This window comes from Janthinobacterium sp. 35 (genome assembly GCF_002754575.1).
GTDB classification, from domain to species: Bacteria; Pseudomonadota; Gammaproteobacteria; order Burkholderiales; family Burkholderiaceae_D; genus Janthinobacterium; species Janthinobacterium tructae.
Window position 1 is genome coordinate 4,088,213 of the sequence record NZ_PEFN01000001.1, and the last position, 26,540, is coordinate 4,114,752.

30 protein-coding genes are annotated in these 26,540 nt (G+C 59.4%); 18 read left to right on the forward strand and 12 right to left on the reverse strand.

The window, feature by feature from the left end:
- Positions 1–51 precede the first annotated feature (51 nt).
- The 7 genes from CLU93_RS18220 to bamC all read left to right on the forward strand — a co-directional run bounded on the left by CLU93_RS18220 (position 52) and on the right by bamC (position 6,263).
- Positions 52–885: a 3',5'-nucleoside bisphosphate phosphatase gene (locus tag CLU93_RS18220; protein WP_099762766.1), complete on the forward strand. Its 834-nt coding sequence runs from the start codon at positions 52–54 to the stop codon at positions 883–885.
- A gap of 219 nt (positions 886–1,104) precedes the next feature.
- A complete protein-coding gene (gene htpX / locus CLU93_RS18225) occupies positions 1,105–1,989 on the forward strand; it encodes a protease HtpX (protein WP_099762767.1) in 885 nt (294 codons plus the stop codon).
- A gap of 36 nt (positions 1,990–2,025) precedes the next feature.
- Positions 2,026–2,649 carry an L-threonylcarbamoyladenylate synthase gene (locus CLU93_RS18230; protein WP_096237305.1) on the forward strand — a complete coding sequence of 208 codons (624 nt, stop codon included), beginning with the start codon at positions 2,026–2,028 and terminating at the stop codon, positions 2,647–2,649.
- 83 nt (positions 2,650–2,732) lie between these two features.
- A complete protein-coding gene (locus CLU93_RS18235) occupies positions 2,733–3,410 on the forward strand; it encodes a site-2 protease family protein (protein WP_099762768.1) in 678 nt (225 codons plus the stop codon).
- 43 nt (positions 3,411–3,453) lie between these two features.
- Positions 3,454–4,026, forward strand: a complete 573-nt coding sequence (locus CLU93_RS18240) for a class I SAM-dependent methyltransferase (RefSeq protein WP_099762769.1) — start codon at positions 3,454–3,456, stop codon at positions 4,024–4,026.
- An 84-nt stretch (positions 4,027–4,110) separates the two neighbouring features.
- On the forward strand, positions 4,111–4,989 hold the full coding sequence (gene dapA / locus CLU93_RS18245; RefSeq protein ID WP_099762770.1) for a 4-hydroxy-tetrahydrodipicolinate synthase: 879 nt from the start codon (positions 4,111–4,113) through the stop codon (positions 4,987–4,989).
- 80 nt (positions 4,990–5,069) lie between these two features.
- Complete coding sequence (gene bamC, locus CLU93_RS18250; RefSeq protein ID WP_099762771.1) at positions 5,070–6,263, forward strand: outer membrane protein assembly factor BamC; 1,194 nt, start codon at positions 5,070–5,072, stop codon at positions 6,261–6,263.
- Between the two features lie 172 nt (positions 6,264–6,435).
- On the opposite strand, the gene CLU93_RS18255 is transcribed toward bamC, so the two are convergent.
- Positions 6,436–6,690, reverse strand: coding sequence for a hypothetical protein (locus tag CLU93_RS18255; RefSeq protein WP_096237298.1), 255 nt, complete (start codon positions 6,688–6,690; stop codon positions 6,436–6,438).
- 353 nt (positions 6,691–7,043) lie between these two features.
- Positions 7,044–8,165 (reverse strand): cupin domain-containing protein, encoded by a 1,122-nt coding sequence (locus CLU93_RS18260; RefSeq protein WP_099762772.1) that lies wholly within the window; start codon positions 8,163–8,165, stop codon positions 7,044–7,046.
- A 93-nt stretch (positions 8,166–8,258) separates the two neighbouring features.
- On the opposite strand from CLU93_RS18260, the gene CLU93_RS18265 reads away from it, so the two are divergent.
- On the forward strand, positions 8,259–8,804 hold the full coding sequence (locus CLU93_RS18265; RefSeq protein ID WP_099762773.1) for an FKBP-type peptidyl-prolyl cis-trans isomerase: 546 nt from the start codon (positions 8,259–8,261) through the stop codon (positions 8,802–8,804).
- A 54-nt stretch (positions 8,805–8,858) separates the two neighbouring features.
- Here CLU93_RS18265 and CLU93_RS18270 read toward each other — a convergent pair whose 3' ends face one another.
- Entirely contained in the window at positions 8,859–9,899 is a 1,041-nt protein-coding gene (locus CLU93_RS18270; protein ID WP_257225003.1) for a hypothetical protein, read from the reverse strand.
- A gap of 14 nt (positions 9,900–9,913) precedes the next feature.
- Positions 9,914–12,544, reverse strand: a complete 2,631-nt coding sequence (gene mutS, locus CLU93_RS18275; protein ID WP_257225004.1) for a DNA mismatch repair protein MutS — start codon at positions 12,542–12,544, stop codon at positions 9,914–9,916.
- A 256-nt stretch (positions 12,545–12,800) separates the two neighbouring features.
- Between mutS and CLU93_RS18280 the strand changes: the two genes are divergently transcribed.
- The 4 genes from CLU93_RS18280 to CLU93_RS18290 all read left to right on the forward strand — a co-directional run bounded on the left by CLU93_RS18280 (position 12,801) and on the right by CLU93_RS18290 (position 15,882).
- Positions 12,801–14,084: a tyrosine-type recombinase/integrase gene (locus tag CLU93_RS18280; protein ID WP_099762775.1), complete on the forward strand. Its 1,284-nt coding sequence runs from the start codon at positions 12,801–12,803 to the stop codon at positions 14,082–14,084.
- Between the two features lie 102 nt (positions 14,085–14,186).
- Positions 14,187–14,843 (forward strand): hypothetical protein, encoded by a 657-nt coding sequence (locus CLU93_RS18285; protein ID WP_143451760.1) that lies wholly within the window; start codon positions 14,187–14,189, stop codon positions 14,841–14,843.
- Entirely contained in the window at positions 14,843–15,247 is a 405-nt protein-coding gene (locus CLU93_RS27890; RefSeq protein ID WP_143451761.1) for a hypothetical protein, read from the forward strand. Before CLU93_RS18285 ends, CLU93_RS27890 begins: the two co-directional genes overlap by 1 nt.
- A 14-nt stretch (positions 15,248–15,261) precedes the next feature.
- Positions 15,262–15,882 carry a Fic family protein gene (locus CLU93_RS18290; RefSeq protein ID WP_099762777.1) on the forward strand — a complete coding sequence of 207 codons (621 nt, stop codon included), beginning with the start codon at positions 15,262–15,264 and terminating at the stop codon, positions 15,880–15,882.
- Here the strand turns inward: CLU93_RS18290 and CLU93_RS18295 are convergent.
- From CLU93_RS18295 to CLU93_RS18330, 8 genes are all read right to left on the reverse strand, one after another.
- A complete protein-coding gene (locus CLU93_RS18295) occupies positions 15,872–16,111 on the reverse strand; it encodes a helix-turn-helix transcriptional regulator (RefSeq protein WP_257225005.1) in 240 nt (79 codons plus the stop codon). The two genes, CLU93_RS18290 and CLU93_RS18295, sit on opposite strands and share 11 nt — an antisense overlap.
- 5 nt (positions 16,112–16,116) lie before the next feature.
- Positions 16,117–16,368, reverse strand: coding sequence for a hypothetical protein (locus CLU93_RS18300; protein ID WP_143451762.1), 252 nt, complete (start codon positions 16,366–16,368; stop codon positions 16,117–16,119).
- The gene (locus tag CLU93_RS18305) at positions 16,365–18,560 is read right to left on the reverse strand and encodes a ParB/RepB/Spo0J family partition protein (protein WP_180287877.1); all 2,196 of its coding nucleotides are present in this window, start codon (positions 18,558–18,560) and stop codon (positions 16,365–16,367) included. The genes CLU93_RS18300 and CLU93_RS18305 overlap by 4 nt, the downstream gene beginning before the upstream one ends.
- 34 nt (positions 18,561–18,594) lie before the next feature.
- The gene (locus CLU93_RS18310; RefSeq protein WP_099762780.1) at positions 18,595–18,798 is read right to left on the reverse strand and encodes a hypothetical protein; all 204 of its coding nucleotides are present in this window, start codon (positions 18,796–18,798) and stop codon (positions 18,595–18,597) included.
- Positions 18,795–19,127 (reverse strand): hypothetical protein, encoded by a 333-nt coding sequence (locus CLU93_RS18315; RefSeq protein WP_099762781.1) that lies wholly within the window; start codon positions 19,125–19,127, stop codon positions 18,795–18,797. The genes CLU93_RS18310 and CLU93_RS18315 overlap by 4 nt, the downstream gene beginning before the upstream one ends.
- A 152-nt stretch (positions 19,128–19,279) precedes the next feature.
- A complete protein-coding gene (locus CLU93_RS18320; RefSeq protein ID WP_099762782.1) occupies positions 19,280–19,474 on the reverse strand; it encodes a hypothetical protein in 195 nt (64 codons plus the stop codon).
- The gene (locus CLU93_RS18325; RefSeq protein WP_099762783.1) at positions 19,471–19,719 is read right to left on the reverse strand and encodes a hypothetical protein; all 249 of its coding nucleotides are present in this window, start codon (positions 19,717–19,719) and stop codon (positions 19,471–19,473) included. The genes CLU93_RS18320 and CLU93_RS18325 overlap by 4 nt, the downstream gene beginning before the upstream one ends.
- A gap of 174 nt (positions 19,720–19,893) precedes the next feature.
- Positions 19,894–20,586, reverse strand: a complete 693-nt coding sequence (locus CLU93_RS18330) for an XRE family transcriptional regulator (RefSeq protein WP_099762784.1) — start codon at positions 20,584–20,586, stop codon at positions 19,894–19,896.
- A 79-nt stretch (positions 20,587–20,665) separates the two neighbouring features.
- Here CLU93_RS18330 and CLU93_RS28625 point away from each other — a divergent pair, with 79 nt between their 5' ends.
- The 6 genes from CLU93_RS28625 (at position 20,666) to CLU93_RS28630 (ending at position 26,504) form a co-directional block, all read left to right on the forward strand.
- Positions 20,666–20,956, forward strand: coding sequence for a hypothetical protein (locus CLU93_RS28625; RefSeq protein WP_099762785.1), 291 nt, complete (start codon positions 20,666–20,668; stop codon positions 20,954–20,956).
- Between the two features lie 74 nt (positions 20,957–21,030).
- Positions 21,031–21,498 carry a YmfL family putative regulatory protein gene (locus CLU93_RS18340; RefSeq protein ID WP_099762786.1) on the forward strand — a complete coding sequence of 156 codons (468 nt, stop codon included), beginning with the start codon at positions 21,031–21,033 and terminating at the stop codon, positions 21,496–21,498.
- On the forward strand, positions 21,495–21,920 hold the full coding sequence (locus tag CLU93_RS18345; RefSeq protein ID WP_099762787.1) for a hypothetical protein: 426 nt from the start codon (positions 21,495–21,497) through the stop codon (positions 21,918–21,920). The genes CLU93_RS18340 and CLU93_RS18345 overlap by 4 nt, the downstream gene beginning before the upstream one ends.
- The gene (locus CLU93_RS18350; protein ID WP_099762788.1) at positions 21,917–24,451 is read left to right on the forward strand and encodes a VapE domain-containing protein; all 2,535 of its coding nucleotides are present in this window, start codon (positions 21,917–21,919) and stop codon (positions 24,449–24,451) included. Before CLU93_RS18345 ends, CLU93_RS18350 begins: the two co-directional genes overlap by 4 nt.
- Positions 24,452–25,159: 708 nt before the next feature.
- Positions 25,160–25,807, forward strand: a complete 648-nt coding sequence (locus CLU93_RS18360) for a hypothetical protein (protein ID WP_099762790.1) — start codon at positions 25,160–25,162, stop codon at positions 25,805–25,807.
- A 457-nt stretch (positions 25,808–26,264) separates the two neighbouring features.
- On the forward strand, positions 26,265–26,504 hold the full coding sequence (locus CLU93_RS28630; protein ID WP_257225138.1) for an HNH endonuclease: 240 nt from the start codon (positions 26,265–26,267) through the stop codon (positions 26,502–26,504).
- Positions 26,505–26,540 lie beyond the last annotated feature (36 nt).

The following is a 26,540-nucleotide window of genomic DNA, read 5'->3' on the forward strand; positions in this document are numbered from 1 at the left end:
GTACAATGAAAACTTCTTCCATGCTGAGCCCGTGCAGGGTATTGTTTTCACATGCTTAAAGTCGACCTGCATTGTCATTCGAATATCTCCGACGGCGTGCTGTCTCCCGCCGCCGTGGCTGCGTACGCGCGCAACGCCGGCGTCGATGTATGGGCGCTGACGGACCACGATGAAGTGTCCGGCGTCGCCGCCGCGCGCACGGCCGCGCTGGACCTGGGCATGCGTTTCGTGGCCGGCGTGGAAATTTCCATCACCTGGGCCGGCCAGACCGTGCACATCGTGGGCTTGCAAGTCGATGAAAACAATCCGGGCCTGGTGCAGGGCTTGCACCAGACACGCTCCGGGCGCGACGCGCGCGGCCGCGAAATCGCCCGCCAGCTGGACCTGGCCGGCATTCCCGACGCCTATGAAGGGGCTTTGAAATTTGTCGGCAACCCGGATCTGATGTCGCGCACGCACTTTGCCCGCTACATCGTGGAAACGGGGAAATGCGCGAACATCCCTGACGTGTTCAAGAAATACCTGTCGGAAGGCAAGCCGGGCTACGTCGAGCACCGCTGGGCCACCCTGGCCGAGGCCGTGGGCTGGATACGCGGCGCGGGCGGCGTGGCCGTCATCGCCCATCCGGGCCGCTACCGCTTCAGCGACATGGCGCAAGGCGTGCTGTTCGATGAATTCAAGCAACTCGGCGGCGTGGCCATCGAAGTCGTCACGGGCAGCCACAGTCCGGACCAGTATCCGGAATACGCGCAGCTGGCCAACGCCTACGGCTTCCTCGCCTCGCGCGGCACGGATTTCCATGCGCCGGGCGAGTCGCGCGTGGATTTTGCCAAGCTGCCGCCGCTGCCCACCAACGTCACGCCCATCTGGCACGACTGGTTTTAGCTGACAGCCAGGCAAATCTGCTGCGCGGCGCGCTTTGCGGCCGGCGATGCTCACCGTACTTCAGTACGGTTGCGCTTCTCGGCCACAAATCACTGCCGCTCGCGACGATTTTCCTGGCTGCCGATGCGCCGCCGTGTTGCCAGAGCTGCTTGAAATCTGCGTTAGCGTACATATCTTTTTGTTATTCTTGTTATACATAGTCATCTGGAGCCATCGCCCATGAAACGTATTGTCCTTTTTATTGCCACCAACCTGGCCGTGATGCTGGTGCTGTCGCTCGTCCTCAGCTTGTTGGGCGTGGGCAATCCGGCGCGGGGCAGCACCCTGAACCTGGGCAGCCTGCTGGTGTTTTCGCTGGTGGTGGGTTTTACAGGGTCGATCTTTTCCCTGTTGATCAGCAAACCGATGGCCAAGTGGAGCACGGGCGCGCGCGTCATCGACAACCCCACCTCGTCGACCGAGTTGTGGCTGGTCAATACCGTGCGCGCCTTGTCCGAGCGGGCCGGCATCGGCATGCCGGAGGTGGCCGTGTACGAAGGCGACGCGAATGCGTTTGCCACGGGCGCCTTCAAAAATTCGGCGCTGGTGGCCGTCTCGACCGGCTTGCTGCAGAGCATGAACCGCGATGAAGTCGAAGCCGTGCTGGGCCACGAGATCGCCCACGTCGCCAATGGCGACATGGTGACCTTGACCCTGATCCAGGGCGTGGTGAATACCTTTGTCGTCTTCATGGCCCGCGTGGTGGGTTTCTTTGTCGACAATGTGCTGCTGAAAAATAACAACCGCGAAGGCGGCGGACGCGGCATCGGTTACTTTGTGACCGTGATGGTGTGCGAAGTCATCTTCGGCTTGCTCGCTTCCATCATCGTGGCCTGGTTCTCGCGCCAGCGCGAATTTCGCGCCGATGCCGGTTCGGCCAAGCTGCTGGGCAGCCCCACGCCGATGATGCATGCGCTGGCCCGCCTGGGCGGCGTGCCGCCGGGCGAACTGCCCCAATCGATGCAGGCGCTGGGCGTCAGCGGCGGCAATGGCGGCTGGGGCGCGCTGTTCGCCACCCATCCACCGATCGAGCAACGCATCGCTGCCCTGCGCGGCGTGCAATAATGATAACTAATGCCAATAACTAAGAATACGTAGACCATGAGTCAATTTTTCCAGATTCACCCCGAGAATCCGCAATTGCGCCTGATCAAGCAGGCGGCGCAGATCATCCAGTCCGGCGGCGTGGTGGCCTTGCCCACCGATTCCTGCTACGCGCTGGTGTGCCAGCTCGACGACAAGGGCGCCGTCGAGCGCCTGCGCCGCATCCGTGGCGTGGATGAAAAGCATCATCTGACCCTGCTGTGCCGCGACTTGAGCGAACTGGGCTTGTATGCCCGCGTGGACAACCGCCAGTTCCGCCTGCTCAAGGCGGGCACGCCGGGCGCCTATACCTTCATCCTGGAGGCGACCAAGGAAGTGCCGCGCCGCCTCAGCCATCCTTCGCGCAAGACCATCGGCCTGCGCGTGCCGCAGCACCGCATCGTGCAAAGCCTGCTGGAAGAACTGGGCCAGCCCCTGCTGGGTGCGACCCTGACCCTGCCTGGCGACGAAGACAGCCTGACGGATGCCGACACGATCCGCGAACGGCTGGAAAAGCTGGTCGACCTGATCATCGATGGCGGCGTTTGCGCACATGGCCCCAGCACCGTGATCGACCTGACGGGAGCGGAGCCGGAAGTGGTGCGCGTGGGACGCGGCGACCCGGCCGTGCTGGGTTTGTAGTCGCTGGCGCAGGGCGCGGGATTTACCTATCTTTAATGGCAACATAAGAAAGTGCCTGGGACGCCTCTGGTAGAATCGCGGTCATGAGCGATTTCAATACGATAGTCCAGACCATTGCGGTGTACCTGGTGCCGGTGCTGTTTGCCATTTCCCTGCACGAGGCGGCGCACGGCTACGCCGCCCGCTATTTCGGCGACCCCACGGCCTCGAACGAGGGCAGGCTGAGCCTCAATCCCATTCGGCATATCGATCCTTTCGGCACGATATTGCTGCCCTTGATACTGTATTTCACGATCCAGGTACCGTTTGGCTATGCCAAGCCGGTACCCGTCGATTTCAGCCGCCTGCGCAATCCGAAGAAGCAGATGGCGTGGGTGGCGTTTGCCGGTCCTGGCGCCAATTTCGTCATGGGCTTTGGCTGGATGATCGCCTTTGTCGTCCTGAGTGTCCTGCCGCCGACGGAAATGGGCATGTTTTTCCGCAAGATGGCCGGCGCCGGCGTCAGCGTGAATGCGGCCATGTTTGTCTTTAACCTGATTCCCGTGCCACCGCTCGATGGCGGGCGCATCATGACGGGTTTGTTGCCGATGCAACTGGCACGCCCTTACGCCAGCATCGAGCGCTACAGCCTGTATGTCTTCGGCGCCCTGGTGCTGCTGATGTACACGGGTATCTTGAACCGCGCCCTGCTGGCGGCGATCGAATTTGTCATTGGCATTTTTGTCACCCTGGTCACGCCCCTGACGGCTGTCTTGACTTGATGCCGCGCAAGCTGATGCACGCAATTAACTGATGGAAGTACCGATGCAAGTAACTGAACCAACAATAGAAACTGAAGCGATTTCGGGCTGGCTGCGCCGCTGGGCGCCCCTGATCCCGGGCGGCGAAGTGCTGGACCTGGCCTGTGGTGCCGGCCGCCATGCGCGCCACCTGGTCAGCCTGGGCCACCCCGTGATCGCGCTCGACCACGACCCGGAAATGCTGGAAAAGGCGGCCGGCACGGGCATCACCACCTCGCTGGTGGACCTGGAGGCGCCCGGTGCCGTATGGCCGTTCGCGCCCGGCCGCTTTGCCGGCATCGTCGTCACCAATTATCTGCACCGGCCCTTGCTCGAAGCAATGGTGGCCAGCCTGGCGCCCGATGGCGTGTTGCTGTATGAAACCTTTGCCGAGGGTAACGAGCAGTTCGGCAAGCCGTCGAATCCGAAATTCCTGCTGAAGGAAGGCGAACTGCTGACCTGGGCGGTGCAGCACGGCTTGCGTGTGGTAGCGTACGAGGATGGGCGCGTGGAACAGCCAAAAGCTGCTCTAGTGCAACGAATTTGTGCCGTCCGGCCGGATTTTCCACGGTTGGCAGCCTTGCTGCCGACGTTTTGAGCGGCCATACTATGTCAGAATGCACCACAGGCGCGGGCTATCCGCTACAATCGTTGTTTTATTTATCGGCGCTATAAACTTACTATGATCAAGGGCAGCATTGTAGCAATCGTCACCCCGATGCACGCTGACGGCAGTCTGGACTTTCCAGGTCTGCGCAAGCTGATCGACTGGCATATCGCCGAGGGTACGGACAGCATCGTCATCGTTGGCACCACGGGCGAATCGGCAACAGTGAGCGTGGAAGAACACTGCGAACTGATCAAGTTGACCGTCGAGCACACCAAGGGACGCATTCCTATCATCGCCGGCGCCGGTGGCAACTCCACGGCCGAGGCCATCAAACTGACGCGCTATGCGAAAGAAGCGGGCGCCGATGCTGTCTTGCAAGTGGTGCCGTACTACAACCGTCCTACCCAGGAAGGCATGTACCAGCACTTCAAGGCCATCGCCGAAGCCGTCGACATTCCCGTAATCCTGTACAACGTGCCTGGCCGCACCGTTGCCGACATGAGCAACGAAACCATCGTGCGCCTGTCCGCCATCCCGAATATTGTCGGTGTGAAAGATGCGACTGGCAATATCGGCCGTGGCATCGACCTGCTGCGCCTGGTGCCAGCCGACTTCGCCGTGTACTCGGGCGATGATCCGACGGCCATGGCGCTGATGTTCTGCGGTGGCCACGGCAACATCTCCGTGACGGCCAACGTGGCGCCGCGCGCCATGCACGAACTGTGCGTCGCAGCCATGGCGGGCGAGCGTGCCACGGCGATCGCCATCAATAACAAAGTTTTCCCCCTGCACCAGAAATTGTTTGTCGAGCCCAACCCGGTGCCCGTCAAATGGGCGCTGGCCGAAATGGGCATGATGCCAGCCGGCATACGCTTGCCACTGGTGCCGCTGGCTGAAAATTGCCATGCCACCGTGCGCGATGCCTTGCGCGACGCTGGCATCCTGTCTTAAGCCGAACTTCAAGCCCGGGCTTGACCAGTCCGGACCTTCCCTGATTCCAGCTGCTACTTAGCTTCTTATCCAGTTACGACATGACTAATTGCAAGAAAACCAAACCGGCGCCTGCCACCATCGCCGTCCGCGGCATCGTCATCGGCGCCGTCGCAGCCAGCCTCGCGGGCTGTGGCATGATCAGTTCGGTAGTCGGCGGCGACAAGGTCGACTACAAGTCGGTCAAGAAAGCCAGCACCCTGGACGTGCCGCCTGACCTGACGCAATTGCAGCAGGATAACCGCTACTCCCTGCCGGACGCGAAGAATGGCGTGGCCACGGCTTCCGGCTACAACGCGCAGCGCAACGCCACGGCCGGTACGCCCGTCATCGTGGGCGCCGATGGCGTGGTGGGCGTCGTGCCTGTCACGGCCGGTGGCGTGAAGGTCGAGCGCGCGGGCAACCAGCGCTGGCTGGTCGTCAAGCAGTCGCCTGAAGTGCTGTGGCCGCAGCTCAAGCAATTCTGGGAAGATTCGGGCTTTACCGTCGCCATCGACCAGCCGACGGCTGGCATCATGGAAACCGAATGGAACGAAAACCGCGCCAAGCTGCCGCAGGACTTTATCCGCAACACCATCGGCAAGGCCTTCGATTCGATGTACTCGACGGGCGAGAAAGACAAGTTCCGCACCCGCGTGGAACGCCTGGCCGACGGTTCGACGGAGATCTACATCAGCCACCGTGGCGTGGAAGAGGTCGTTACGGGCCGCGACAAGGAAACCACTACCTGGACCGCGCGTCCCAACGATCCGGGCCTGGAAGCGCAATTCCTGGCCAAGCTGATGACGCGCCTGGGCGCGGCCAGCGACGATGCGCAGGCGAAGACGGCCGTCGACGCCGCCATCGTGCAGCCGCTGCACGCCAAGCTGGTGGGCCAAGCCGCCACGCCGGCGCGCGCCATCGAAGTCGATGAAGGTTTCGACCGCGCCTGGCGCCGTGTCGGCCTGGCCCTGGACCGCGTCGGCTTCACGGTCGAAGACCGCGACCGCACGCAAGGCACGTATTTCGTGCGTTACGTCGATCCGGATGTCGTCAAGAAAGATGGTTTCTTCTCGAAACTGTTCAGCTGGGGCTCGTCGTCCGACAAGGACAAGGAAGCGCAGCGCTACCGCGTCCTGGTCAAGGCCGGCAATGGCGCGACCAGCCTGGTCAGCATCCTCAGCAACGAAGGCCAGCCAGATACCTCGCCAGTGGCAGAGAAGATCCTGGGCCTGTTGAACGAGCAGTTGAAATAAGTGGTGTGGCAGCGGCAGGTTTGAAAACCTGCTGCGCATAAAAAAGGCTGGCCCGGTGCAAATCGGGTCAGCCTTTTTTATTGCCTGCGTCCCGCGTTATATCTTGCGGACAAAACGCCGGACGCAAAAAAGCCGGCCCGAAGGCCGGCTTTCTCTAGTGCAAGGTGCTAAATTACTTAGCAGCCGATGCAGCAGCCGAAGCAGCCGAAGCAGCGTCGGTAGCGGCCGAAGCGGCAGCCGAAGCAGCAGCAGCAGCGTCGGTAGCGGCCGAAGCAGCAGCGTCAGCAGCAGCAGCTGGAGCAGCTTCAACTACTGGTGCTGCTGCTGGGGTTTCAACTACTGGTGCTGGTGCAGGAGCTTCTTCTTTTTTGCTGCAAGCAGCCAGAGCAACAACCATCAGGGAGGCGATCAGCAGGGATTTTTTCATTTGTTTTCCTTAATTATTTCAAAAAATAAATCAATATTGTTGCGATGAATAATTACCGGTAATTATCGCTCGTTAGGTCGTCTTCGAAGGCTTTTCGTACCAGGTGGTGCCTGCCAGACAACGGAAACTTCCTAACCGAATATTATAGCGATTTTTGGTGCGTCGCAATAGGAGCAAGAGGCAAATTCGCAACTATTTTGTGATATCGCAATATTTGCCGAAGCAAATTGCAAGCAAGTGTAAGCGATTTGCGAAAGCACGACAAAACGATATAAAAATAATATGTTTCATTGCGCTGGCGCAGAGGCTGTCTTTTCACCTGCTGTCATACCACTTTGCTACGCCGCACCCATTCAAGCCAGTTCGATCCAGCCATCCTGATACCAGGTATATAAGGCATCCATCACGTCATCGGAAGCCTGGGCCACGGCAGCGCCATCGAGCGCGCGTTCGTTGGCCAGGGTTTCCAGGGCCGTTTTATCGGCCTTGCCAATGGCAAACGATTCGCCATTGATGAAGACATTCTTGCCACGATACAGCATCAGCGTCTTGCGCGACAACACGACGCCCTTTTTCTGTGCGGCGTCCGCGAAGCGGCCCACCGTCAGCGGCTTGGACAGCGGCGTGAAAAACACATTGTGTTTCGGTTCCGACAGGTGTTCGCCCAGGAAAATGGTCACGTCTTCTTCCGTGAAGCGCACCTTGTTGATTTCTTCCGTGATGGTGCTGAGCATTTCACGGGGGATTTCCGCCGGCTTGCCCGAGGCTTTCAAGTCGGGATCGCTGTAGATGCCCGGCAAGTCAATCGAGTCGGCCATGAATTGCAGGAAAGCTTCGCCCAGTTCCTGGAACGTGGGTGAGCGGAAGCCGATCGAATACGTCTGGCAATCGCCGATGGCCACGCCGTCGTGCGCGTAGTGGGGTGGCAGGTACAGCATGTCGCCCGGTTCCAGCGTGAATTCTTCGTTGGGCGTGAAGTTGCTGAGGATTTTCAGCGGCAAGCCGTCGATCAGGCTCAGGTCCTTCTGCGCGCCGATGCGCCAGTGGCGCTTGCCCTGGCCTTGCAGCAGGAACACGTCGTAGGAATCGAAATGCGGGCCCACGCCGCCGCCATCGGTGGCGAAGCTGACCATCAGGTCGTCCAGACGCGCGTCCGGCAGGAAACGGAACTGGCGCAGCAGGGCGTCGGCCTTGGCGCTGTGCAGATTGGCGCCCTGCACCAGCAGGGTCCATTCCTTCTGTTTCAGCGAGGGCAGGCTGGTCAACGGACCTTGCTGCATGTTCCAGTGGCCATCCACATGGCTGACCAGGCGCGATTCGACGTGGTCGAGGGTGGCCAGCTCGGCCAGGGCCTTGATATCGAACAGGGCCTTGAAGCCAGGCACGGCTTGACGGATCAACAAGGGCTTTTTATGCCAGTAGTCGCGCAGGAATTGCGCCGGCGTGATATCGCCGAGGAGAGTTAATTTTTTCATGCGCCCATTATAACAACCGGAAATGCAGGAATGCGCCTGTCGTTGGCGGCGTGAAGGTATAATTTGCCAGCTTATACAATGAAAGGAAGCATAATGAAGATTGCCAAAAATACGGTCGTGACTGTCAACTACAAACTGTCAGACGCGCAAGACAATCTGATCGAAGACGGCCGTCAGCCGATGGTCTACCTGCACGGTGATTATGAAAACACCCTGCCGAAGATCGAAGAAGAGCTCGATGGCAAGGAAGTTGGCTATTCCAACACGATCCAGATCGAACCGGATGATGCTTTCGGTGAATACGATCCAGCCCTGGTGAAGGTCGAGCCGCGCAATCGCCTGCCTGAGCCGCTGGAAGTGGGCATGCAGTTCGAAGGCATGCCGGAAAGCGATTCGCCGGACGAAGAAGCGATGATCTTCACGGTGACCGATATCGCTGACGACAAAGTCGTGCTGGACGGCAACCATCCACTGGCCGGCATCGCGCTGCGCTTCTCGCTGACCGTCGCTGACGTGCGCGAAGCCACCGACGAAGAAATCGCCCATGGCCACGTGCATGGCGCACACGGCCATGACCATGGCGATGAAGATGATGAAGGCGACGAGGGCGATCACTTCCGCACTCATCCAATTCATTAATACTGCTTGTTCCAGGCCGGCGCTATGCCGGCCTGTTCGTTTGTGCCTCTGTTATTAACGCCGTAGCGTTGACGCCTTGGCCCGTGCCTGCGCCGATGGGCGGGTAGCGCGTTGACGCACCTCAAAGAATGGTGTCTTGCCCGGCCGTACGGCGATGGCGGACCAGTCGTTGTCGATGCTGACGTGGCCCAGGTTGCCTTTCCAGCTGATTTTCGGCCCGCCAGCCCTGGCCGCGGCCTTTTTACTCTTGCCCTCCTTGCCGTCCTTGCCGTCCGCATCGCCAGCGCGCTGCGTATCGACCAGTAACACTTTGCCGCTGAATTTCTTTGCCAGGGTACGGATCTGCTTGCGCGGTCCGGCAAAGCCATCCTGTTTCGAACTGAAGCTGGGCAGCAGCGAATTGTCGTCTTCGTCCAGTACGCCCACATCGCCATCGGAAAACAGCACGATGCCGTCGAGTTTCTTGCGCTGCGCCATGGCGAACAGGCGCTGCAGCCAGGAGCGGTTGGCCACCAGGCGGTCTTCGAATTCGCTGTTGCGTCCCGCTTCTGGCAGGAAATGGTTGTTATTCGCGGGCAGGTTGACGGTGGCAAACAGCACGCCGCCGTATTCCCAGTGGGCGTTTTCCGCATAGCTGCGGAACTTCGCCGTCGATGACAGCCGCGACAGGGTCAGCTTGCGCTGGCCCAGGCTCTGGTCGTCGGCAAAATACACGTCGCGCAAGCGGTTCAGGCGCTCGATGGCGTTGACCCTGCCGCGCGAATTGCGGCAGTTGGCCCAGTCGCTGGCCGACAGCGAGACGATCAGCGGCGGCCCGCTGGCGTCCAGCACGTCCTTGCGCTGGCTGTACAGCTTGTCGCTGCAGGACTCGCTGGCGGCCTTGATGCCGGTAGCCACCACGAACGAGGCATTGAAGGCGCTCGTTTCCGCGATGGCCTTTTTTAACGGGCCATCGTCCGGTCCGGCGTTGAAGGAGTGGCCCAGCACGGCAAACTCGAAGCCGGCCTGGTCGCTTGGGGCGGCCAGCGCCGCTTGCCATGGCAGGCTGGCGGCCAGCAAGCCGGCAGCCAGCAGGCGCAGGCGTAGGCTAGCCATGCTGCGCCGTATGGTCATGCGGCGGCCAGCCGTTTCAACTGATACAACTGTTCCAGCGCGTCGCGCGGCGTGAGCGCGTCGGGATCGAGGTCGGCGATGGCGTCGAGCAAGGCTTGCTGCGCCGCGTTCAGCGCGGCCAGCGGCGCTGCTTCCTCTTCTTCCTCTTGCGCATACGGATCGGCGGAGGGCAGCGCGAACAGGTCGCGCTGCGGCGTGGCGTCCAGCGCCTGCGCTTCCAGGCGCGCCAGGTGCTTGCGCGCCGCCTTGATCACCGGTTGCGGCACGCCGGCCAGTTGCGCCACCTGCAAGCCATAGCTTTGCGAGGCGGGACCGGCTTGCACGGCGTGCAGGAAGACGATGCTGTCCTTGTGTTCGACGGCGGACAGATGCACGTTGGCGGCGCTCGGGTGGCTGTCCGGCAGTTGCGTCAGCTCAAAGTAGTGCGTGGCGAACAAGGTGAAGCTGCGGCTGCTGTCGATCAGATGGCGCGCGATGGCCCACGCCAGGGCCAGGCCGTCGAAGGTCGAGGTGCCGCGGCCCACTTCATCCATCAGCACCAGCGAATGCTCGGTGGCGCCGTTCAAAATCGCCGCCGATTCCGTCATTTCCACCATGAAGGTCGAGCGTCCGCCCGCCAGGTCGTCGGTGGCGCCGATGCGCGTGAAGATGCGGTCGATGGGGCCGATGGTGGCGGACGCGGCCGGCACATAGCTGCCCACGTAAGCCAGCAGGGTGATGAGCGCCACCTGGCGCATGAAGGTCGATTTACCGCCCATGTTCGGGCCGGTAATCAAGAGCAGCCGGCGCTCGTTGACGAGGCGGCAATCGTTGGCGATGAAGCGTTCGATCTGCTTTTCCACCACCGGGTGGCGGCCTTCGATGATGTTGATGCACGGCTCGTCGACCAGTTGCGGCGCGGCCCAGTTGTGCTGCTGCGCGTGTTCCGTCAGCGCATTCAGGGTGTCGAGCTGGGCCAGGCCCTGCGAAATCGTCTGCAGGGTGCCGATGTGCGGCGCCAGTTCGGCCAGCAGCAGGTCGTACAGCATCTTTTCGCGCACCAGGGCCTTGTCTTGCGCCGACAGGGCCTTGTCTTCGAACACTTTCAGTTCGGGCGTGATGTAGCGCTCGGCGTTTTTCAGGGTCTGGCGGCGGCGGTAGTCGTCCGGCACCTTGTCCGTCTGGCCGTGCGTGACTTCAATGTAGAAGCCGTGCACCTTGTTGTATTCGACGCGCAGGTTGGCGATGCCCGTGCGTGCGCGTTCGCGCGTTTCCAGGTCGAGCAGGAACTGGCCCGCGTTTTCCGACAGCGCGCGCAGTTCATCGAGTTCGGCGTCGAAGCCGGTGGCAAACACGCCGCCGTCGCGCACCATGGCGGCCGGTTCCTGCGCCACGGCGCGCACCAGCAAGTCCAGGCAGGCGGTTGGTGTCGCCAGGGCCGCGTGGATGGCGGCCAGCAAACCGCTTTCGCCGCCCTGGCCGCATTGTTCACCCCTATAACAACGCACAACATCGCCGCGCAGGGCCGGCAGTTGCAGCAAGCCGTCGCGCAGGGCGGCCAGGTCGCGCGGACGCGCCGACAGCAGGGCGATGCGCGTGGTAATGCGTTCGATGTCGGGCACTTGCGCCAGCGTGGCGGCCAATGGCCCCGCCGCCTCGCTTTGCGCCAGCGCGGCGATGGCTTCATGGCGCGCGCGCGCCACGTTCTGGTCGCGCCGCGCATGGTGCAGCCAATGGCGCAGCATGCGCGAACCCATGGCCGTGCGGCAATGGTCGAGCAGGGAGAACAGCGTAGGCGACTCCTGGCCGCGGATAGTTTCCGTCAACTCCAGGTTGCGCCGCGTGGCCGCGTCCAGGCCGATGAATTCGCTTTCCGTTTCCGTCGTCAGGGAGCGCACGTGCTGCAAGCCGCGTCCCTGCGTCGATTGCGCATAGCGCAGCAGTGCGCCGGCCGCGCCGAACGCGGCGCCGAGACCATCGGCGCCAAAGCCCGTCAGGGTCGCCACGCCCAGCTGGTCGAGCAGGGCCTTGTGGCCACCCACCACGTCGAAATGCCAGTCCGGCACGCGGTTGATGTGCGTGCCCGCATACTCGTCGAACAGGTTGCCATTGTCGCCGCTCAAGATTTCGGCCGGCACGATGCGCTCCAGCTCCTGCTGCAATCGCGCCGCCACAGTGCCGCTGTCGCCGGAAAACTCCATCAGTTTCAAGGCACCGCTGGCCAGCGACAGCCAGGCCAGGCCCGTCGTGACCGTCTTGCGCTGCGTGATGCTGCACATGGCCAGCAGCGGACGCTCGGCCTTCTCGGGCAGCAAGTCTGCATCCGTCAGGGTGCCCGGAGTGACCACGCGCATGACCTTGCGCTCGACAGGCCCCTTACTGGTGGCCGGGTCGCCGATCTGCTCGCAAATGGCCACCGACTCGCCCAGCTTGACCAGCTTGGCCAGGTAGCCGTCGAGCGAATGAAACGGCACGCCGCACATTTTAATGGGGTTGCCACTGGCTACGCCGCGCGCCGTCAGGGTAATGCCCAGCAGGCGCGAGGCTTTTTCCGCATCCTCAAAAAACAGCTCGTAGAAATCGCCCATGCGGTAGAAGACCAACATCGTCGGATGGTTTTCCTTGATGCCTAAATATTGCTGCATCATGGGTGTGAGTTTGCTTTTCTGGATTTTTGCAAGCTCTTGATTTGACTGCATATTCATCTATAAGTCTTTGATTTGTTTCGTTGTTCTTGCGAATTCGTTTTCACTCTATTGCATCAATACACATCACCGCATATCATCACACTTCATGTTTTGGCGTAGCTAAATTGCTGACTTTGCAGAAGCTACGCCAAAAAAACGACATTGGGTTCGTGTGCTGGGTAAAAGCTACGCCGGACCTACGCTTATTGAGGTGAGTATGCAATTCGATGCAAGAGCGGCAAAGCTGCTCGCGGCTGGCCAACACTTTACCATTTCCGACTGCCCAGGGCTGCGACTTGAGGCTACAAAGTCGAAGAGATCGTGGATATATCGCTATAAAAGCCCGCTTGATGGACGCATGCGACAAACCAAGATTGGCGAGTGGCCTGCGATCTCGCTAGCGGCCGCGACGGTAGAGTGGGAGCGCCTGCGTGGTGCCCGCAGCGCAGGCGTCGACTTGGCCGTCGATAAACGCGAGGTGCGCGAACAGTCGCGCAAAGCCACAGAGGCAGAGCGTGAGCGTAAGGCGAAAGCGTTGCTGACGGTCCGACGTGTAGCGGATATGTACGTGGCTGGGCACCTATCGCGCAATCGTGGCGAAAAAGGAGTGAAGGAAGTGGCGCGGATGTTTGACACGATGCTGGGCGAATTTGGCGATATGCCCGCTGCAGAGGTTTCTCGCTCCAATGCCTTCGACCTGATCGAGAGCTTTGCACATATTCCCGTTCAGGCAGCCAAGCTCCGAGCGGAGCTGGGGGCGGCCTGGGATTATGTCCATGATGCAGGGCGCCTGCCCGATACTGTGCCGAACTGGTGGCGCCTGATCATGCGTGGCAAGCTGCGAAGCAAGGGGAGGGTGGTGCAGGGTGTCCAGGCCGGGCCAGTCAAGCGTGTGTTGAGCGCCGAAGAGCTTGCCACCTTGATCAAGTGGCTGCCAAATTTTTCGAAGGCGGTGTGTGATGCATTGACACTGTACTTGTGGACTTGCACGCGCGGCTCGGAAATTATGGCCATGGAAGTGACTGAAATCAGCGAAGAGGCTGACGGACTCTGGTGGACGATTCCAAAGGCGAAGACAAAGAATTCATGGCGGGAGCATGCTACAGATCTGCGCGTTCCGCTTGTCGGCCGGGCGGAGGTTGTGGTGCGACGTCGCATGGGGACCGTAAAAGGGAAGTACCTTTTTGAGTCGTACGGAAAGGTGGGTTACATGGAGCAAAAATCGGTGGGTTGTGCGGTTTGGTTTCATATGCCGTACAGCGAAACGAAGCCAGACGACCTTCGGCCGCGTCTACCTGTAACGAACTGGGCGCCTCACGATTTGCGCCGCAGCTGCCGAACACAGTTGGCAATATTGGGCTGTTCGGATGAGATTGCAGAGGCGGTGCTGGGGCATATGAAAAAAGGTATAGCTGGTGTGTACAACCGTCATACATATGATCGGGAGCGTCGTGAGTGGCTATCAAGATTGGACAAATACTTGGAGGAAAACTGTCGATGAAGGGGGTGGTTTTTACCTAGTGATTAGGCATATTGAGAAGGCTAAAGTTAGTGTGATACTATCGCCGCATAGGAAATACCTTGAAAACAACACAAATTTGATATGTCAAAACCGAAAGTTTCGTCTCGTCAGGTTGCAAAGCAGCCTGCTTCAACCCTTCTAAAGAGCATCATGTCGAGCCAGGAGCGCTCCGAAGGCCACCCGATTCCCATCCAGACTCTAGGTGTTACCGAGTCGGGCGACACGAAATATAGCATTGATGTTGCTAGTGCTCCAATGCCTCAGCGGCGCTACGCGGCTGAGATGTGCTCGATGACTTTTAACGATTTTGACGCAAAAATTGTTTTTGCTCAGAGTTGCTTGGTTCCCGATGGGTTAGATTCAGCGTTGGTGATCAGAATGAGTCCGCAGGCTTTGATTGAATTGGCAGAATCATTTGCTGGTTTTTCTGAGAAGATTGCACTATTAAAAACTCAGTTGGGTTTTAAAGAAGACCCTCTGGTTGTCATAGACAAACGGCCTCACAATATGGCAACTGCGGTGGCGAATATTTGTTCGGTTGCAATCGCGGGTCACGAGTCGTGCCTGGATTTTTATCATGCATCGGCTTTTGCGATGGGGAAGTCGCGCACTAATTCTTCATTGGATATTGAGCCTGTTGTACGCGTTGATATGCGAACATCTCAATTCGCAAGTTTGGTAGATAAGGTTAATGAAGTAGCTATGACTCTAAATGATTTAAAAAAAGGGGGGAAATAATGGACGGATTTGATGATTTTCGCGTAAGTGCATGGCTGCGTGAAGGGTTAATGATGCGCGTGGAGAATGCAATTCATACTATCGAAAGATCTATATTGAAAGCCGGTGCCGTGGTAATGGTTGCTGTCGCTTGTTCCGTGCCGACTATTTCGATAGCAAGTGATGCTGCTACTTCTTTGCATAACGAGATGAATGTATTTCATTTTGCTGCTAGTGATGAGATAATTAAAGTCAAGCAAATGTCTGATAATTTGCGGAATAGATTGGATAATTTTGATAGGAATTTTGAAGCTCCTATATCAGATTCTAAAAGAGATTTGGCTAAACGTGCTGTAGCTGCTATGGCGGCGCGTACGGCTAATGGTAGCTCGGAATGGGCTTCACGACTTGTAATACAAGCTTAATTATAAATTACTAGATGGCAGCTAAACTTCCTTCGTGGGAATATGAGGAACATCCGCACGGACATAAAGTCGAAGAACGTTGCTCTGCCTTGTTAGTGTCGATGCACAAAGATATTTCAAAGTTCGAGCGCTTCGGTGTTCGAACTTTGAGGGGGCATAGGTATGTTTTCCGGGGTGTAACTCCCAAGGATTATCACTATTTTGCTGGGAATTATCGCGGTACTCGTCACGCCCTGAGGGAATACAACGTAGTTGCGGGAGGAGATAAGCGAACCGGTTTTCCCGCACTGGTTGTGCCCTTCTATATGGAAACGTTCGATGCCTTACTTACTGAGGCACTCAAGAAATTTGATGATCGAATGGCGCAAGGCTTGGAGCCACTTGAAGATTTTTTAGTGGTTTACGTTTCCATTTTGGCTGACTTTCTTGTCTGGTTCCTCGGTATACATCCATATGTTAATGGAAACGGGCATATGTCTCGTTTGCTTATTTGGGCGCTCTTGGGAAAAATTGGTGCATGGCCAGTATCATGGTCTGTACATGCGCGTCCGAATTATGTAGATGCAATAGTTGAGTATAGAAATGGCAATAAAGATCCTCTTGAAGAATTTATTCTAAAGAGTATTATTGCTTAGTACCCTCATCATATTTTTTTCGCCCGCAGTTGGTCGGTGGAGGTAAATCCGAAACCGGCCTTTCTTCTGCCCACTCCTCAACTTCGCGCAACAACCATGCGACACGGTTGGCCGAGAGCTGGCGTGGTTTCGGGAACACACCTTCTCTTACCATCCGCTGGATTGTCGCGGTGGCCAGCGTCACCAAGCTGGCCACGCTGGGTAGATCAACGTAAATCGGTTTCATCATGCTTCTCATTGATAGGGGTACCACCAGTACAGGCTGAACAGGGCGCTGGCCAGCGACGCGAACGCGACGGCGATATGCAGGCGGTAGGGCATCGGCTCGGCGCGGCCCTGGCGCCGTTTTGACGGTTTGCCGAGCGAGGCATTGACGGCCGCCATGTGCGCTGCGATGGCTTTGTCTTCGCGTTGCTCGGCTTGGTCGGCGAGGTGCTGCTCCAGGCTGCGCATGAGGCGACGATATCCGAAGGGCAGTATCTTCATTGCGCACCAGCCTTTCCGGCTTCGTCTGCCCCAGATTTGGGCCATGGCCATGGCTTCGGCGCTACGGCTGCTTTTGGCTTGCGTGCGCGGGGTGCCGGCGTGACTGATTGCGGTGCTGGCTCGGCTGGCGTGGGTGCTGCAGACTCTTCAGCGGCCGCGATGACCGCATTCAGGCCGATGTCCTCGGCGAGCATTTCCGCGTCTTCTTCGTCTTCGCCGCTGGCTGCGTCTTCGTTCCCTGGTAAATGCGTCGCCATGCTTGAGGCGTTGGTGCTGAGCTTGACGAATCCGTCGCCGCTGTATTGGTGGCCAGTTTCAAGCGCCCATTGTTCAATCGGGGCGATGAACAACGGACGGCTCTCCAGCGCAAACTCGGTAAGCTCGTTGATGCGGTCAGGAAAAACCTTCAAGAATGCGGGAACCTGCTCTGGCGCCAGCTGTTCGATATTTTCCAGTGCTGCCTTGTTGGCCTTTTCTGCCTTCTTGGCTGCTGCCTCGTCCTTTTTTACGGCCGCATACTTGGCCGCATCTGCCCTGGTCTTGGCCTTGGCTTTTGCCGCTGCGTTGATTTGAGCCTTGATCGAGTAGGCGTCAACCTTGACCCGTTTGGCGGCCGCCAACAGCGCGTGTGGGTCATCCTTGCTGGAGCTGCTGTAGGTGTAGATGTGCAACTCATGCGACAGCGCACAGTCGCGGATGAATTGGTTTAATTGCGCTGGGGAGAGCGCAGCAATCGCTGCACGTAGTTTGCCGGCGCGGTCCGGATAGCCGAGCGTTTCTTCTTCGGTCCAGCCGTACAGATCCATGACCATCTTTTTTTGAATCGTTCCGCCGCCCAGCTGGTTGAACATGAGGCCAGCGACCAGCAGCAAGTCTTCGTACACCAGGTTCATCATCAGCGACGCGTGATGCACTTGCGTGAAGAGGGTGTGACGGTACTCGCGTTCGAGCTTGGCCTTGGCTTCCTGCTCTTTCTCGCGCGCGCGGCTATCTTCTGATTCTCGGCCGGTCTCCACATTGATTTTGACGCCAAGCTCTTTCAGTAGCGGAGCGATATCGGCGACCTTGACGACTTCGATGATTTCGTTTTTGTGCGGGTTGTCCAGCAACTTGGGTACAGGTGCGTCTGCGCCGAGAATTTCACGATACGTACGATGCTCGGGATCAGCATAGTTCGGACGGTCCAGATCGACGTAGCCACCGCCCAGTTGTGAGTAGCTGTTCGGCATCAATTTCTTGGCTTCGGCGCCACTGATGATCGTCTGGCCCTGGCTGGCAGCGACTTCCTTGATGCGGATAACGTGCGCTTCCGTTTTCGATTTAAAGCAGATGGGGTCAGTGCAGACGTCTGCACTGACATCTGCAAACACCTCGGGCTGGTTGCCTGTCCGTTTTGGGCATGCCGTGCATGACCCGGCTTCTTGGAGCAGCGAGTCGTCAGCCGTTTTGAAATCGACCTTCTTCAAATCGAGCATGTAGTTGCGCTCGATATGCGAGGCCGCCTGGCGCGTTGAATATGGGTTCCATTCTTGTGTGATTTCACCAACACACTGCTCTTGCAAATGTTTGACAGGGATGCGCGCCACCAGGAGGGCAGTCGACTTGGTCAGCTTGCCGTCGTAGAACGCCTTGCGCGGAGCTGGCTCCAGCGCGCACAACTTCAAGCTGGCGTAGATGTACGCTTTGCTCTTGCCAGTCTTTTCTGCCATTACGTCAGCCGAGTAGCCGTTTTCGCGCATCAGCACTTCAAACCCTTCGGCCTCTTCGAGCGGATGCAGGTCCTGGCGCTGCAGGTTCTCGATGACCTGGATCTCCAGAGCCTCAGCGTCGCTCAGGTTGCGCATGATCGCCGGCACGGTGGTTTTACCGGCCAGCTTGGATGCGCGGAAGCGGCGTTCGCCGGCGACAACTTCAAAGAAGGTAACGCCGGCGTCGACATGGGTCGGCCGCAGCAGGATCGGCTGGGCGACGCCATGCTTGGTGATGCTGGCGGCCAGGTCGGCCAGCGCCGCGTCATCGAAGATCTTGCGCGGGTTGGTTCTGGAAGCGGTGATGCACTCCATCGGCACGTCGCCGAACGATGGCTTGTCGTCGCCGGCGGTGCTGTCGATCACGGTGGGCTTGACGGCCGGCTTCTTTTTGATGCTGCTGGCGGGGGCGCTTGCCAGCGTTGGGATTACGAGGTCGCTCATGTGCGGCTCCTGGTGGTGGGCGGGTATGGCCCGGTTAGCGTTTGATGAAATCGAATGGGGCGCTGTTGCCGATCGGGAGCAGTTCATTGCCCTCGGCCAGCTGCGCGGCCAGGGCGGTTTTCGCCTGGCGTGGTGTCATGGGTTTTCCGTCCGGGTGCGCGAATCCGCGCAGTTCGTGCAGCGGCCTGGCCAGCACGCTGCGGACGTCGATTGCCAGGTGGACGAACGGGGTGGTCATTTGACGGTCCCAGGGGTGTGGTAGGCGAGCTTGAAGCTGATGCCCTTGGGCAGCGTCACGCTCACGCACCAGGCGGTAAATCCGGCGCGGGGCTGCTGCTGTGGGCGGACTGGCTCGGTGACGTGGTAGCCACGGTGACGCATGGCCTCGAACACCTGCAGGATGGACAGGCGGCCATCGGCGCCAGTGACTTCCTTGGCAGCGCAGCCGGTGTTGCGCGTAAAACGGGCCAGCTGGGCGGCGTCGTTCGCGCTGGCCAGCGTGTCATGCAGGCTTTGCGACGATGGCAGCGGTGCTTTGGCCGGCTTGCGGGTAGCGGTCGAGGGCATGGCTACGGCCTCCTACAGTGGATGCGCGGTCACGCCGCACGGTTCGCCGCACTGGGCGTCGACGGCGTCCTCACACGCACCTGCGGCCGTGCTGGCCAGCGCGTAGTAGTGCGTTACGCCGAGCGAGGTTTTGACGGTGACGCGGAAGGCGCTCACTTGACGGCCTCTTTTTTCGGGATGGTCAGCAGGGCGAACACGCGGTTCGACAGCGCCATGTCGTCGCGCTGCAGCACGCCGGACAGAGCGGCGATGAAGGTCTCGGCGCACATGGCGCGATCAAGCGGGTGTTTGTGGGTGGCGACATCGATGCATTGCTCGATGCGGCCCAGGAGGGTGGTGGTGCTCATGCGACTTGCTCCGCTTCCCATGCGCGTGCCAGGATCAAGCGGCCTTCGTCTTCGCCGGCGAAGAAGGCATCGGCTTCGGCGGTGCCCGGCTCAAATGGAAGGGCTATGGGGGTGCCTTCGATACGCTGAGCCAGGAAGGTGCGCACGCCGACGCAGTACGCAGAGCTGCGTGGTTGGCGTGGCCGGTTGAAGGCGGCGGCCATCAGGCCGTCGACGGTGAGAGTGGTGTTTGCGGGGGGGGCCATCGTCTTTGCTCCATCGTTGTGGTTGCTAACATGATGAAGTTTAGGCATACCTAAAGAAACAGTCAAGATAATATTTTCGGTATGCCTAAATTTTGATGGTGGTGTTGCTGTGATACTTTCGACAAGGCGAAAAAAAACCCCGGCATGCGGGGTGGATTGCTTTAGGTGATTGGGTTAAAAGTGGTCGCCTTCTCTACGTACCACCCTGCCAATAATGATGCACTCGTTGCCTCGACAATTCCTACGATAAAACTTTCGTTGATCGGAGTTGTCAGACATCAGCCACCATTGGCCGGCGTCACGCGAGAGCCGTTTTACAACAGCTTCCCCACCGTAGTTGACTGCGAACACGCCATTGTCTGTCAGCTTCTTGTCGGCAAGATTTATAACTATCGTATCGCCTTCATAGAAAGTAGGTTCCATGCTTTCGCCCTTTACCTTGACTGCCAGAAGGCTCTCAGGGTCAAAGCCCTTGCGGTGTACCCATGATTTAGATAGCCCCAGAGTCCCGCCGTCGGTGTTGTCAGGCTCTGTTTGAAAGCCTGTTACTCCGGCTTGTAGCCGCAATTGCACTAATTTAACGCGGTAAAGCGCCTCCTCGTCATCTTCGATAAGTGAGATGGGAACGGCTCCCGGCAAAAGCTTCCGAGCGTCCTCTATCGTTTTGTCGGTTCCGTGAAGCAGCCAATCCGGCGGCACCTCCAGCACTTGACAAACCTTTACCAGGTTGTTGCCTTCGATCATTTTTGTATCGCCATTTTCCCAGTCGGTAACTGTCGGCGCGGATACCCCCACCAGCTTCGCAAAAGCTGATTTTTTGATGTTTTTGGCCTCGCGGGCCTGCGTAAGTCTTTTATGCCAATCCATTAGGTAATCCTAACAATTTCTGCATAAGGGATGCCTAAATTATTCTTGCTTATTTCTTTAGGCTTGCCTAAAATAAGGCATGACTAATGAACTTACAGCCGACGAAATCATTGACGCGCTTGGCGGCACGTCAGAAACCGCACGGATTTGCCAAGTTAAAGACCCGTCCGTATCTGAATGGCGCCGCAACGGCATCCCGCGTGCACGTCTTATGTTCTTGAAACTGGCGCGGCCAGAAGTCTTTAGTTCAGAAGGGCGGCTCGACCCTGGGTCCGGTCGTGCAGGACGTCAGCTACCTTCGTCAACAAACATTCTCGATACCGTACCGGAGCATTCCGTTGTGGGTGTCGATCCGCGAAGCCGGGCATGAGCAGGACAAATTTTCATGTCGCAAGCGTAGCTTGACCGCGTGATGAGAACAACCACCAAGAAGAAGGATATGTTGTGAAAATCAAAAAATCGTACCTTGCCATGATCAGAGCATTTCCTGGAGGTTGGGACGCAATCGCGGCCGCCCTGGGTATGAGCCGCAACGGACTGGAAAACCGCGTCTACGAACGCAAAGGCCAGGGCGTGACGGTCGACACGGCCTTGCAGCTGCAGGCTTTCTCCGGCACTACGCTGTTCGCTGAGGCTGTGGCCGCATCGAGCGGTGGCGCCTTCGTAAAACTACCGGAAGACATTTGCGACGGCAACGAGGCGCTGGCTAAAAAGTTCCGCGACATTTATGTCCGCCTGGGCGTCTTCGCTTCTCACTTTGAAGAGGCGACGGCAGACGAAGTGATCGATCCACGCGAGCGGGCCTGCCTTGATGCTGATATCGACGGCCTGCAGCGTGGATTGTCCGAGCTAATGGCGTTGACCATTCGCGTGTATTGTCTGCCTGATGCTGGCCAGGACGGTGCGGCATGAGCGTCTATCGTGTCCCACGCGCCGGCACGCGCCCCGATATCGCTGTGCGCAAACTGCTCCTGTTGGGCGGCCGCGCCGATTTGAACGACTGGATGAGCGCCATCGGCTGGAGCGGCACCATCACCTCGTTCGAGCGCGACATCGTCAACTCGCTGACGCGTTGCCATGTGGTACGCATTGAGACCGGTCAGTACGCCGTCACGCAGCGCGGCCGCGACTATGCCGGCCCCGTAGTTGGCGCCGCGACGTCGACGGCCGGGCAGGTTGCAGGGCCGCGCCACGTGCCATCCAAGGCGCCATTGTCCGCTCGGCATATGGCACGCGCAGGCCTGGTGCGCGAAGGCGCGCTGGAGTATGCGCAGATCCCGTCCCGCTACGGTAGTCAGCGCGTTGCGCACAAGGCGAAGGTGCGTACCGCGTGACTCTCGACGATTTTGCCGCAGTCAATAGCGCGGCCATCCTTTCCATTGAATCGCTGCTGAGCTCCTGGTTCCCGAACGGCGTGCGTGAAGGTATCGAGTTCTGTATTGGTTCTTCCTCCGGCGAAGCCGGCAAATCAATGCGGATACGGCTCGAAGGCGATAAAGCCGGCGTATGGGCTGATTTTTCCGACGACGGCGTAGCCGGCGCTGATCTCATTTCCCTCTATGCGCAGATCCACAGCGTCAAGCAGGGCAAAGCGTGCGCCGACCTGGCCGCGCAGCTCGGCATCACGCTGACGCCGTCCGATTTTTCCCCTCCTGGCGCAACGCGCCCTATCGTTTCGGCCAAGCCGAAAAACACCCCCAGTCGCGCGCCCGCGCAAGCGGACAAAGGGGTACAGGCAGTTTCCGTTGCTAAAAAGAAGACGCCTTGGGAACCCATTCTGCCGGTTCCAGCCGATGCCGGGCCGTATCCAAAGGCGCATGTGGTGCGAGGCCGGCCAGATGCGTCGTGGGAATACCGCGACCAGGCCGGTGCGCTGCTGGGCGTGCTGTATCGATTCACCACGTCGGACGGCGAGGGCAAGGAGGTGTTGCCATGCGTGTTCGCGCAGCATCCTCAATCGAAGCGGCGCGAGTGGCGATGGATGGTTTTCCCGGCGCCGCGGCCGCTGTACTTGCGCGGTGCATTGCGGCCGGATTTGCCGGTGCTGGTGGTTGAGGGCGAAAAATGCACCGATGCCGCCCACGTCCTGCTTGGCGCCGACATGGATGTAGTGTCCTGGTCTGGTGGCGGCAAAGCATACGACAAGAGCGACTGGACGCCGCTGGCCGGCCGCACGGTCATCTTGTGGCCTGATACCGATGCCAAGCGGTACAAGGACAATCACGCGACGAAGGCTGGCGAGATCATGCCAGAGCATGAGCAGCCCGGCATGGCAGCGATGACCAAGCTGGCCAAGCTGTTGCGCGCGCTGGGCTGTACCGTATATATCATCGATATTCCGGCTCCTGGCGAAGTCAAGGACGGCTGGGATATCGCTGACTTGGTGGCGGCCGGCGCCGGCGTCGACGAGGTGATGTCCTGGGTGACGAAGCTGCGCGTCGAAGAAGTCGAGCCAGAGCATGTGGCCGAGCCGGTCGCGGCGCCGGCCAGGGCGGAGGACGATGTGCCTGATTGGGTCGACGAGCAAATGGATTCCGTGCCGGCCGACGGATCGACCCCTTTGCCAGCTGGCGCGGGCATGACGCCTAAGCAGCTACGGTCGCAGTTGATCCAGACGGCGAACGGTGGCGTCAAGGGATGCCGCGAGAACGTGTACATGGTCATGCAGGGCGATCCGCGCCTGATCGGCCTGGTGGGCCTGGATCTGTTTTCCGGCCTGCAGGTGAAGCGGCGGCCAACGCCATGGCGCAGCGAACCGGGCGAATGGACTGAGGGCGACGATTTCCACCTCGGCGTGTACCTGTCGCAGCACCATAGCCTGCTGCTGGCGGCCATCGGCGACATCGAGCGCGGTGTCGCCCAGGCCGCGCGCGAGCATGCGTTCAACCCTGTCACCGACTACATGGACCGCTGCGGCGCCATGTGGGATGGCGTGCCGCGCGTGGCTTCGGCCTTGTCGCAATACTGGGGCTGCGTCGACAGCGAATACCTGCGCCTGGTGGCTACCATGTTTTTTGTCGGCGTGGTGGTGCGTGCGTATCGCCCAGGGGTGAAGCACGACCATGCGCCCGTTTTCGAGGGCGGCCAGGGCGAGGGCAAGTCGACCGCGCTGAAGGTGTTGGGCGGCGACTGGTTTGCCGACACGCCTTTCCGCATGGGCGAAAAGGACGGCTACCTGTCGATCCAGGGCGTGCTGCTGTACGAGGTGGCCGAGCTGGAGCAGTTCAACAGGTCAGAGGTCACCGCCATCAAGGCGTTCATGTCGTCGACCGTCGACAGGTTCCGCGAGCCGTATGGCCGCCGCATGAAGAACATGCCGCGCCGCTGCGCCTTTGCGGCGACGACCAACGAGGGCGAGTATTTCAAGGACACGACCGGCAACCGGCGCTTCTGGCCAGTGGCCACCGGCCGCATTGACATGGAAGCGTTGATGGAGGCCCGCGACCAGTTGTTCGGCGAGGCGGTGGCGATGATGAACGCCGGCGTGCTGTGGTATCCGACGCGCGACCAGCAGGACCGCCTGATCTCACCTGAGCAGGAGAACCGCGAGATACCAGACCCGTGGCATGGCCATATCTATCGCTACTTGGAAGGCCTTGATGCCGAGGGCATACCAAAGCTGAATGGCCGTATTGATCGCGTGACCGTGCTGGACTTGCTGACGCGCGGGCTGCACTTCGAGATATCGAAGCTGGGGCCGGCCAAGCTGGAGACCATGCGTATTGGCGCGATCATGCGCAAGCTGGGGTGGAAGAAGGACAGGGAAACGTCAGGGGCGCGTGAGCGCTTCTATTCGCGGCCTGTGGCGTCGGTAGCGGCATCGACAGAGGCAGCACAGGAGGACGCTGATGCGCTTCCTATCTAACGTCATGGGCGATGTAGCAGCAATCGTCTGCCAGGGATCGTGGGCGCCGTGTGCGCAGGCGGAAAAGGCGGAATTGCAGGCGGCACGTTCGGATATTTCGGCCTGGCTGGACCATCCGTCCAACCTCGCTAATTTAAGGTTGGACGGCTGGAACCCGCACAGAATGCGGCCCCGCCAACCTCCCAACCTCGCCAACCCGGACGCGCAAGCGCACACGCGCACGTACGCACGTATACGCGTGCGTGTGTGGCCATTTTCCATAAACCCCTTTCCAGTCAAACCTAGAAATAGGTTGGGTAGGTTGGGAGGTTGGCAAAGCAAGCAAGCATGCGGGTTTCAGCCGTCCAACCTTTTGGCCAACCTTTTGCAGGTCGGACGAAATAACGGGAGAGTCTCATGAGCAACGGAAACATGAGGGAACAGATGCCGACCGTCGCGGCCTGGATCGATGGTTTGCGTGATGCCTTCGGTAAGGACTACATCGACAGGCAGATACGGCGGGGACTGAAGGGGGATGGTGTGTTCCACGCAGTGGAGCGCGGGCACGAGATAGGCCGACCGCCAGTGCGAGGGGTTCGGATCGGCAAGGACGGCCGGGGCAATAGGGTCATCCTGGATGAGTGTGACGCGGCGCCAGGGGAATACGAATCACGGAGTGGGCAAGTGGCATGGCAGGCAGCATTGGACAACGAGAAAAGGGGCTAGGCGATGGAAGTGAAAGCGGAAGAGGCGGTATTTGAAAACGTGGGCCAGGCGGTGCATGTGTCGTTCCTGATCATGGCCCAGGAGGCAAAGCAGGATGCGCCGTTGCGGGCGGCACTCATCAAGGCGATGGAGTCGGTGCAGTTGAGCGGACGTCAGCGTTGCTGGCTGGAGCAGCTGCGCGGCGCGTCGTCGGGAACAATTAACTTCGGCGGGCTGGATGGCAACGAGGTGCGCGCCCAGTGTGCCATGGTGCTGCAGGCGGTAAAACATCGGCTGCCGAAGACAGAAATGTGGGTGTTGCAAGCGAAGTACGGGCAGACGGATTTCGAGGATGTTGATGGTCGTCGCCGCTTTGCTTTCTCGGTTGAGCGCATCGAGGCCATCAAGGGATTGGCGGATTGGTTCCGGCCAATGTTTCCTGGGCTGAACCCGCATGCAGTCGACTGCATGCTGGGGCGATTGTTCGCCAACCATAAGCAGCTGGATATCACGGTGCGCGACCTGGCCAAGTCATTTGGTGCAAGCCACATGACTTATCAGCGGGCATCGACGAAGATGCAGGGGCATGTGCGGGAGCTTGAGGAGATGGCATTGAACCGCCTCGCTCCAAGCTTTGTTGCTGATGGCGTGGTTGAGGAGTTTTTGCAATAGCTTGACGCGGCTGTTACAGCGGGTGTATATTTCGGTCATTCTCGCAGCACTAACGCCTAAAGCCCGCACAAGCGGGCTTTTTTGCGTTTAACGAGACGATTTCTCAACAGCGAAAGAGGTGATCTATCTCGATCCGCTCCATAGCGGGGGATACATTCGTTTCTGGTGCTTGCCCACTTCGGTGGGCTTTTTTATTTGTGTTGATGATATTGCGCAGCAGCGCGCGTATCAACCACTACCCACGGCCATTCCTTGTGGGGTGTTTTGTGCAGACGTCTGCACATCGTTGCTCTACCTGGTGAGTCCCATGCCTACAGCCGCCCCACGCCCTTGCACGTTCCCCGCTTGCCGCGCCCTGGTCAACGATGGCAGCGGGCGCTGTGCCGCGCATCCGAAGCCTGTATGGGGAAAGCGCCCAGATGCGACCAAGCGCATCACCGGGCGACGCCTGCAGGCGATGCGAGCTGAGCTGTTCACCGCCAATCCACTGTGCGCCGAATGCGAGCGGCAAGGGTTGGCCCGGCCGGCAGTGCAGCGCGACCACATCGTGCCGCTGGAAGAGGGCGGCGCCGATGACCCGAGCAACGTCCAGGGACTGTGCCTGGACTGCCACGACGCGAAAAGCAAAACCGAGGCCGCACGAGGCCGCGCGCGGGCAAGGCCAGCCCCATCGAGGGGCCGACCCCGACCGAAATGAGGCCGGGGCGGGTCGAAACTAAAACCGAAAAATCCA

Coding starts and splice junctions, on each gene's coding strand:
- CLU93_RS18230 (WP_096237305.1), top strand. CDS start 2,026: ATGAGTCAATTTTTCCAGATTCACCCCGAGAATCCGCAATTGCGCCTG.
- CLU93_RS18320 (WP_099762782.1), bottom strand. CDS start 19,474: ATGAGCACCACCACCCTCCTGGGCCGCATCGAGCAATGCATCGATGTC.
- CLU93_RS18280 (WP_099762775.1), top strand. CDS start 12,801: ATGCAATTCGATGCAAGAGCGGCAAAGCTGCTCGCGGCTGGCCAACAC.
- htpX (WP_099762767.1), top strand. CDS start 1,105: ATGAAACGTATTGTCCTTTTTATTGCCACCAACCTGGCCGTGATGCTG.
- CLU93_RS18220 (WP_099762766.1), top strand. CDS start 52: ATGCTTAAAGTCGACCTGCATTGTCATTCGAATATCTCCGACGGCGTG.
- CLU93_RS18295 (WP_257225005.1), bottom strand. CDS start 16,111: ATGATGAAACCGATTTACGTTGATCTACCCAGCGTGGCCAGCTTGGTG.
- CLU93_RS18260 (WP_099762772.1), bottom strand. CDS start 8,165: ATGAAAAAATTAACTCTCCTCGGCGATATCACGCCGGCGCAATTCCTG.
- CLU93_RS18315 (WP_099762781.1), bottom strand. CDS start 19,127: ATGCCCTCGACCGCTACCCGCAAGCCGGCCAAAGCACCGCTGCCATCG.
- CLU93_RS18270 (WP_257225003.1), bottom strand. CDS start 9,899: ATGGCTAGCCTACGCCTGCGCCTGCTGGCTGCCGGCTTGCTGGCCGCC.
- CLU93_RS18360 (WP_099762790.1), top strand. CDS start 25,160: ATGGAAGTGAAAGCGGAAGAGGCGGTATTTGAAAACGTGGGCCAGGCG.
- CLU93_RS28630 (WP_257225138.1), top strand. CDS start 26,265: ATGCGAGCTGAGCTGTTCACCGCCAATCCACTGTGCGCCGAATGCGAG.
- bamC (WP_099762771.1), top strand. CDS start 5,070: ATGACTAATTGCAAGAAAACCAAACCGGCGCCTGCCACCATCGCCGTC.
- dapA (WP_099762770.1), top strand. CDS start 4,111: ATGATCAAGGGCAGCATTGTAGCAATCGTCACCCCGATGCACGCTGAC.
- CLU93_RS18310 (WP_099762780.1), bottom strand. CDS start 18,798: ATGACCACCCCGTTCGTCCACCTGGCAATCGACGTCCGCAGCGTGCTG.
- CLU93_RS18285 (WP_143451760.1), top strand. CDS start 14,187: ATGTCAAAACCGAAAGTTTCGTCTCGTCAGGTTGCAAAGCAGCCTGCT.
- CLU93_RS28625 (WP_099762785.1), top strand. CDS start 20,666: ATGACTAATGAACTTACAGCCGACGAAATCATTGACGCGCTTGGCGGC.
- CLU93_RS18255 (WP_096237298.1), bottom strand. CDS start 6,690: ATGAAAAAATCCCTGCTGATCGCCTCCCTGATGGTTGTTGCTCTGGCT.
- CLU93_RS18290 (WP_099762777.1), top strand. CDS start 15,262: ATGGCAGCTAAACTTCCTTCGTGGGAATATGAGGAACATCCGCACGGA.
- CLU93_RS18300 (WP_143451762.1), bottom strand. CDS start 16,368: ATGAAGATACTGCCCTTCGGATATCGTCGCCTCATGCGCAGCCTGGAG.
- CLU93_RS27890 (WP_143451761.1), top strand. CDS start 14,843: ATGGACGGATTTGATGATTTTCGCGTAAGTGCATGGCTGCGTGAAGGG.
- mutS (WP_257225004.1), bottom strand. CDS start 12,544: ATGATGCAGCAATATTTAGGCATCAAGGAAAACCATCCGACGATGTTG.
- CLU93_RS18345 (WP_099762787.1), top strand. CDS start 21,495: ATGAGCGTCTATCGTGTCCCACGCGCCGGCACGCGCCCCGATATCGCT.
- CLU93_RS18265 (WP_099762773.1), top strand. CDS start 8,259: ATGAAGATTGCCAAAAATACGGTCGTGACTGTCAACTACAAACTGTCA.
- CLU93_RS18330 (WP_099762784.1), bottom strand. CDS start 20,586: ATGGATTGGCATAAAAGACTTACGCAGGCCCGCGAGGCCAAAAACATC.
- CLU93_RS18240 (WP_099762769.1), top strand. CDS start 3,454: ATGCAAGTAACTGAACCAACAATAGAAACTGAAGCGATTTCGGGCTGG.
- CLU93_RS18305 (WP_180287877.1), bottom strand. CDS start 18,560: ATGAGCGACCTCGTAATCCCAACGCTGGCAAGCGCCCCCGCCAGCAGC.
- CLU93_RS18235 (WP_099762768.1), top strand. CDS start 2,733: ATGAGCGATTTCAATACGATAGTCCAGACCATTGCGGTGTACCTGGTG.
- CLU93_RS18325 (WP_099762783.1), bottom strand. CDS start 19,719: ATGGCCCCCCCCGCAAACACCACTCTCACCGTCGACGGCCTGATGGCC.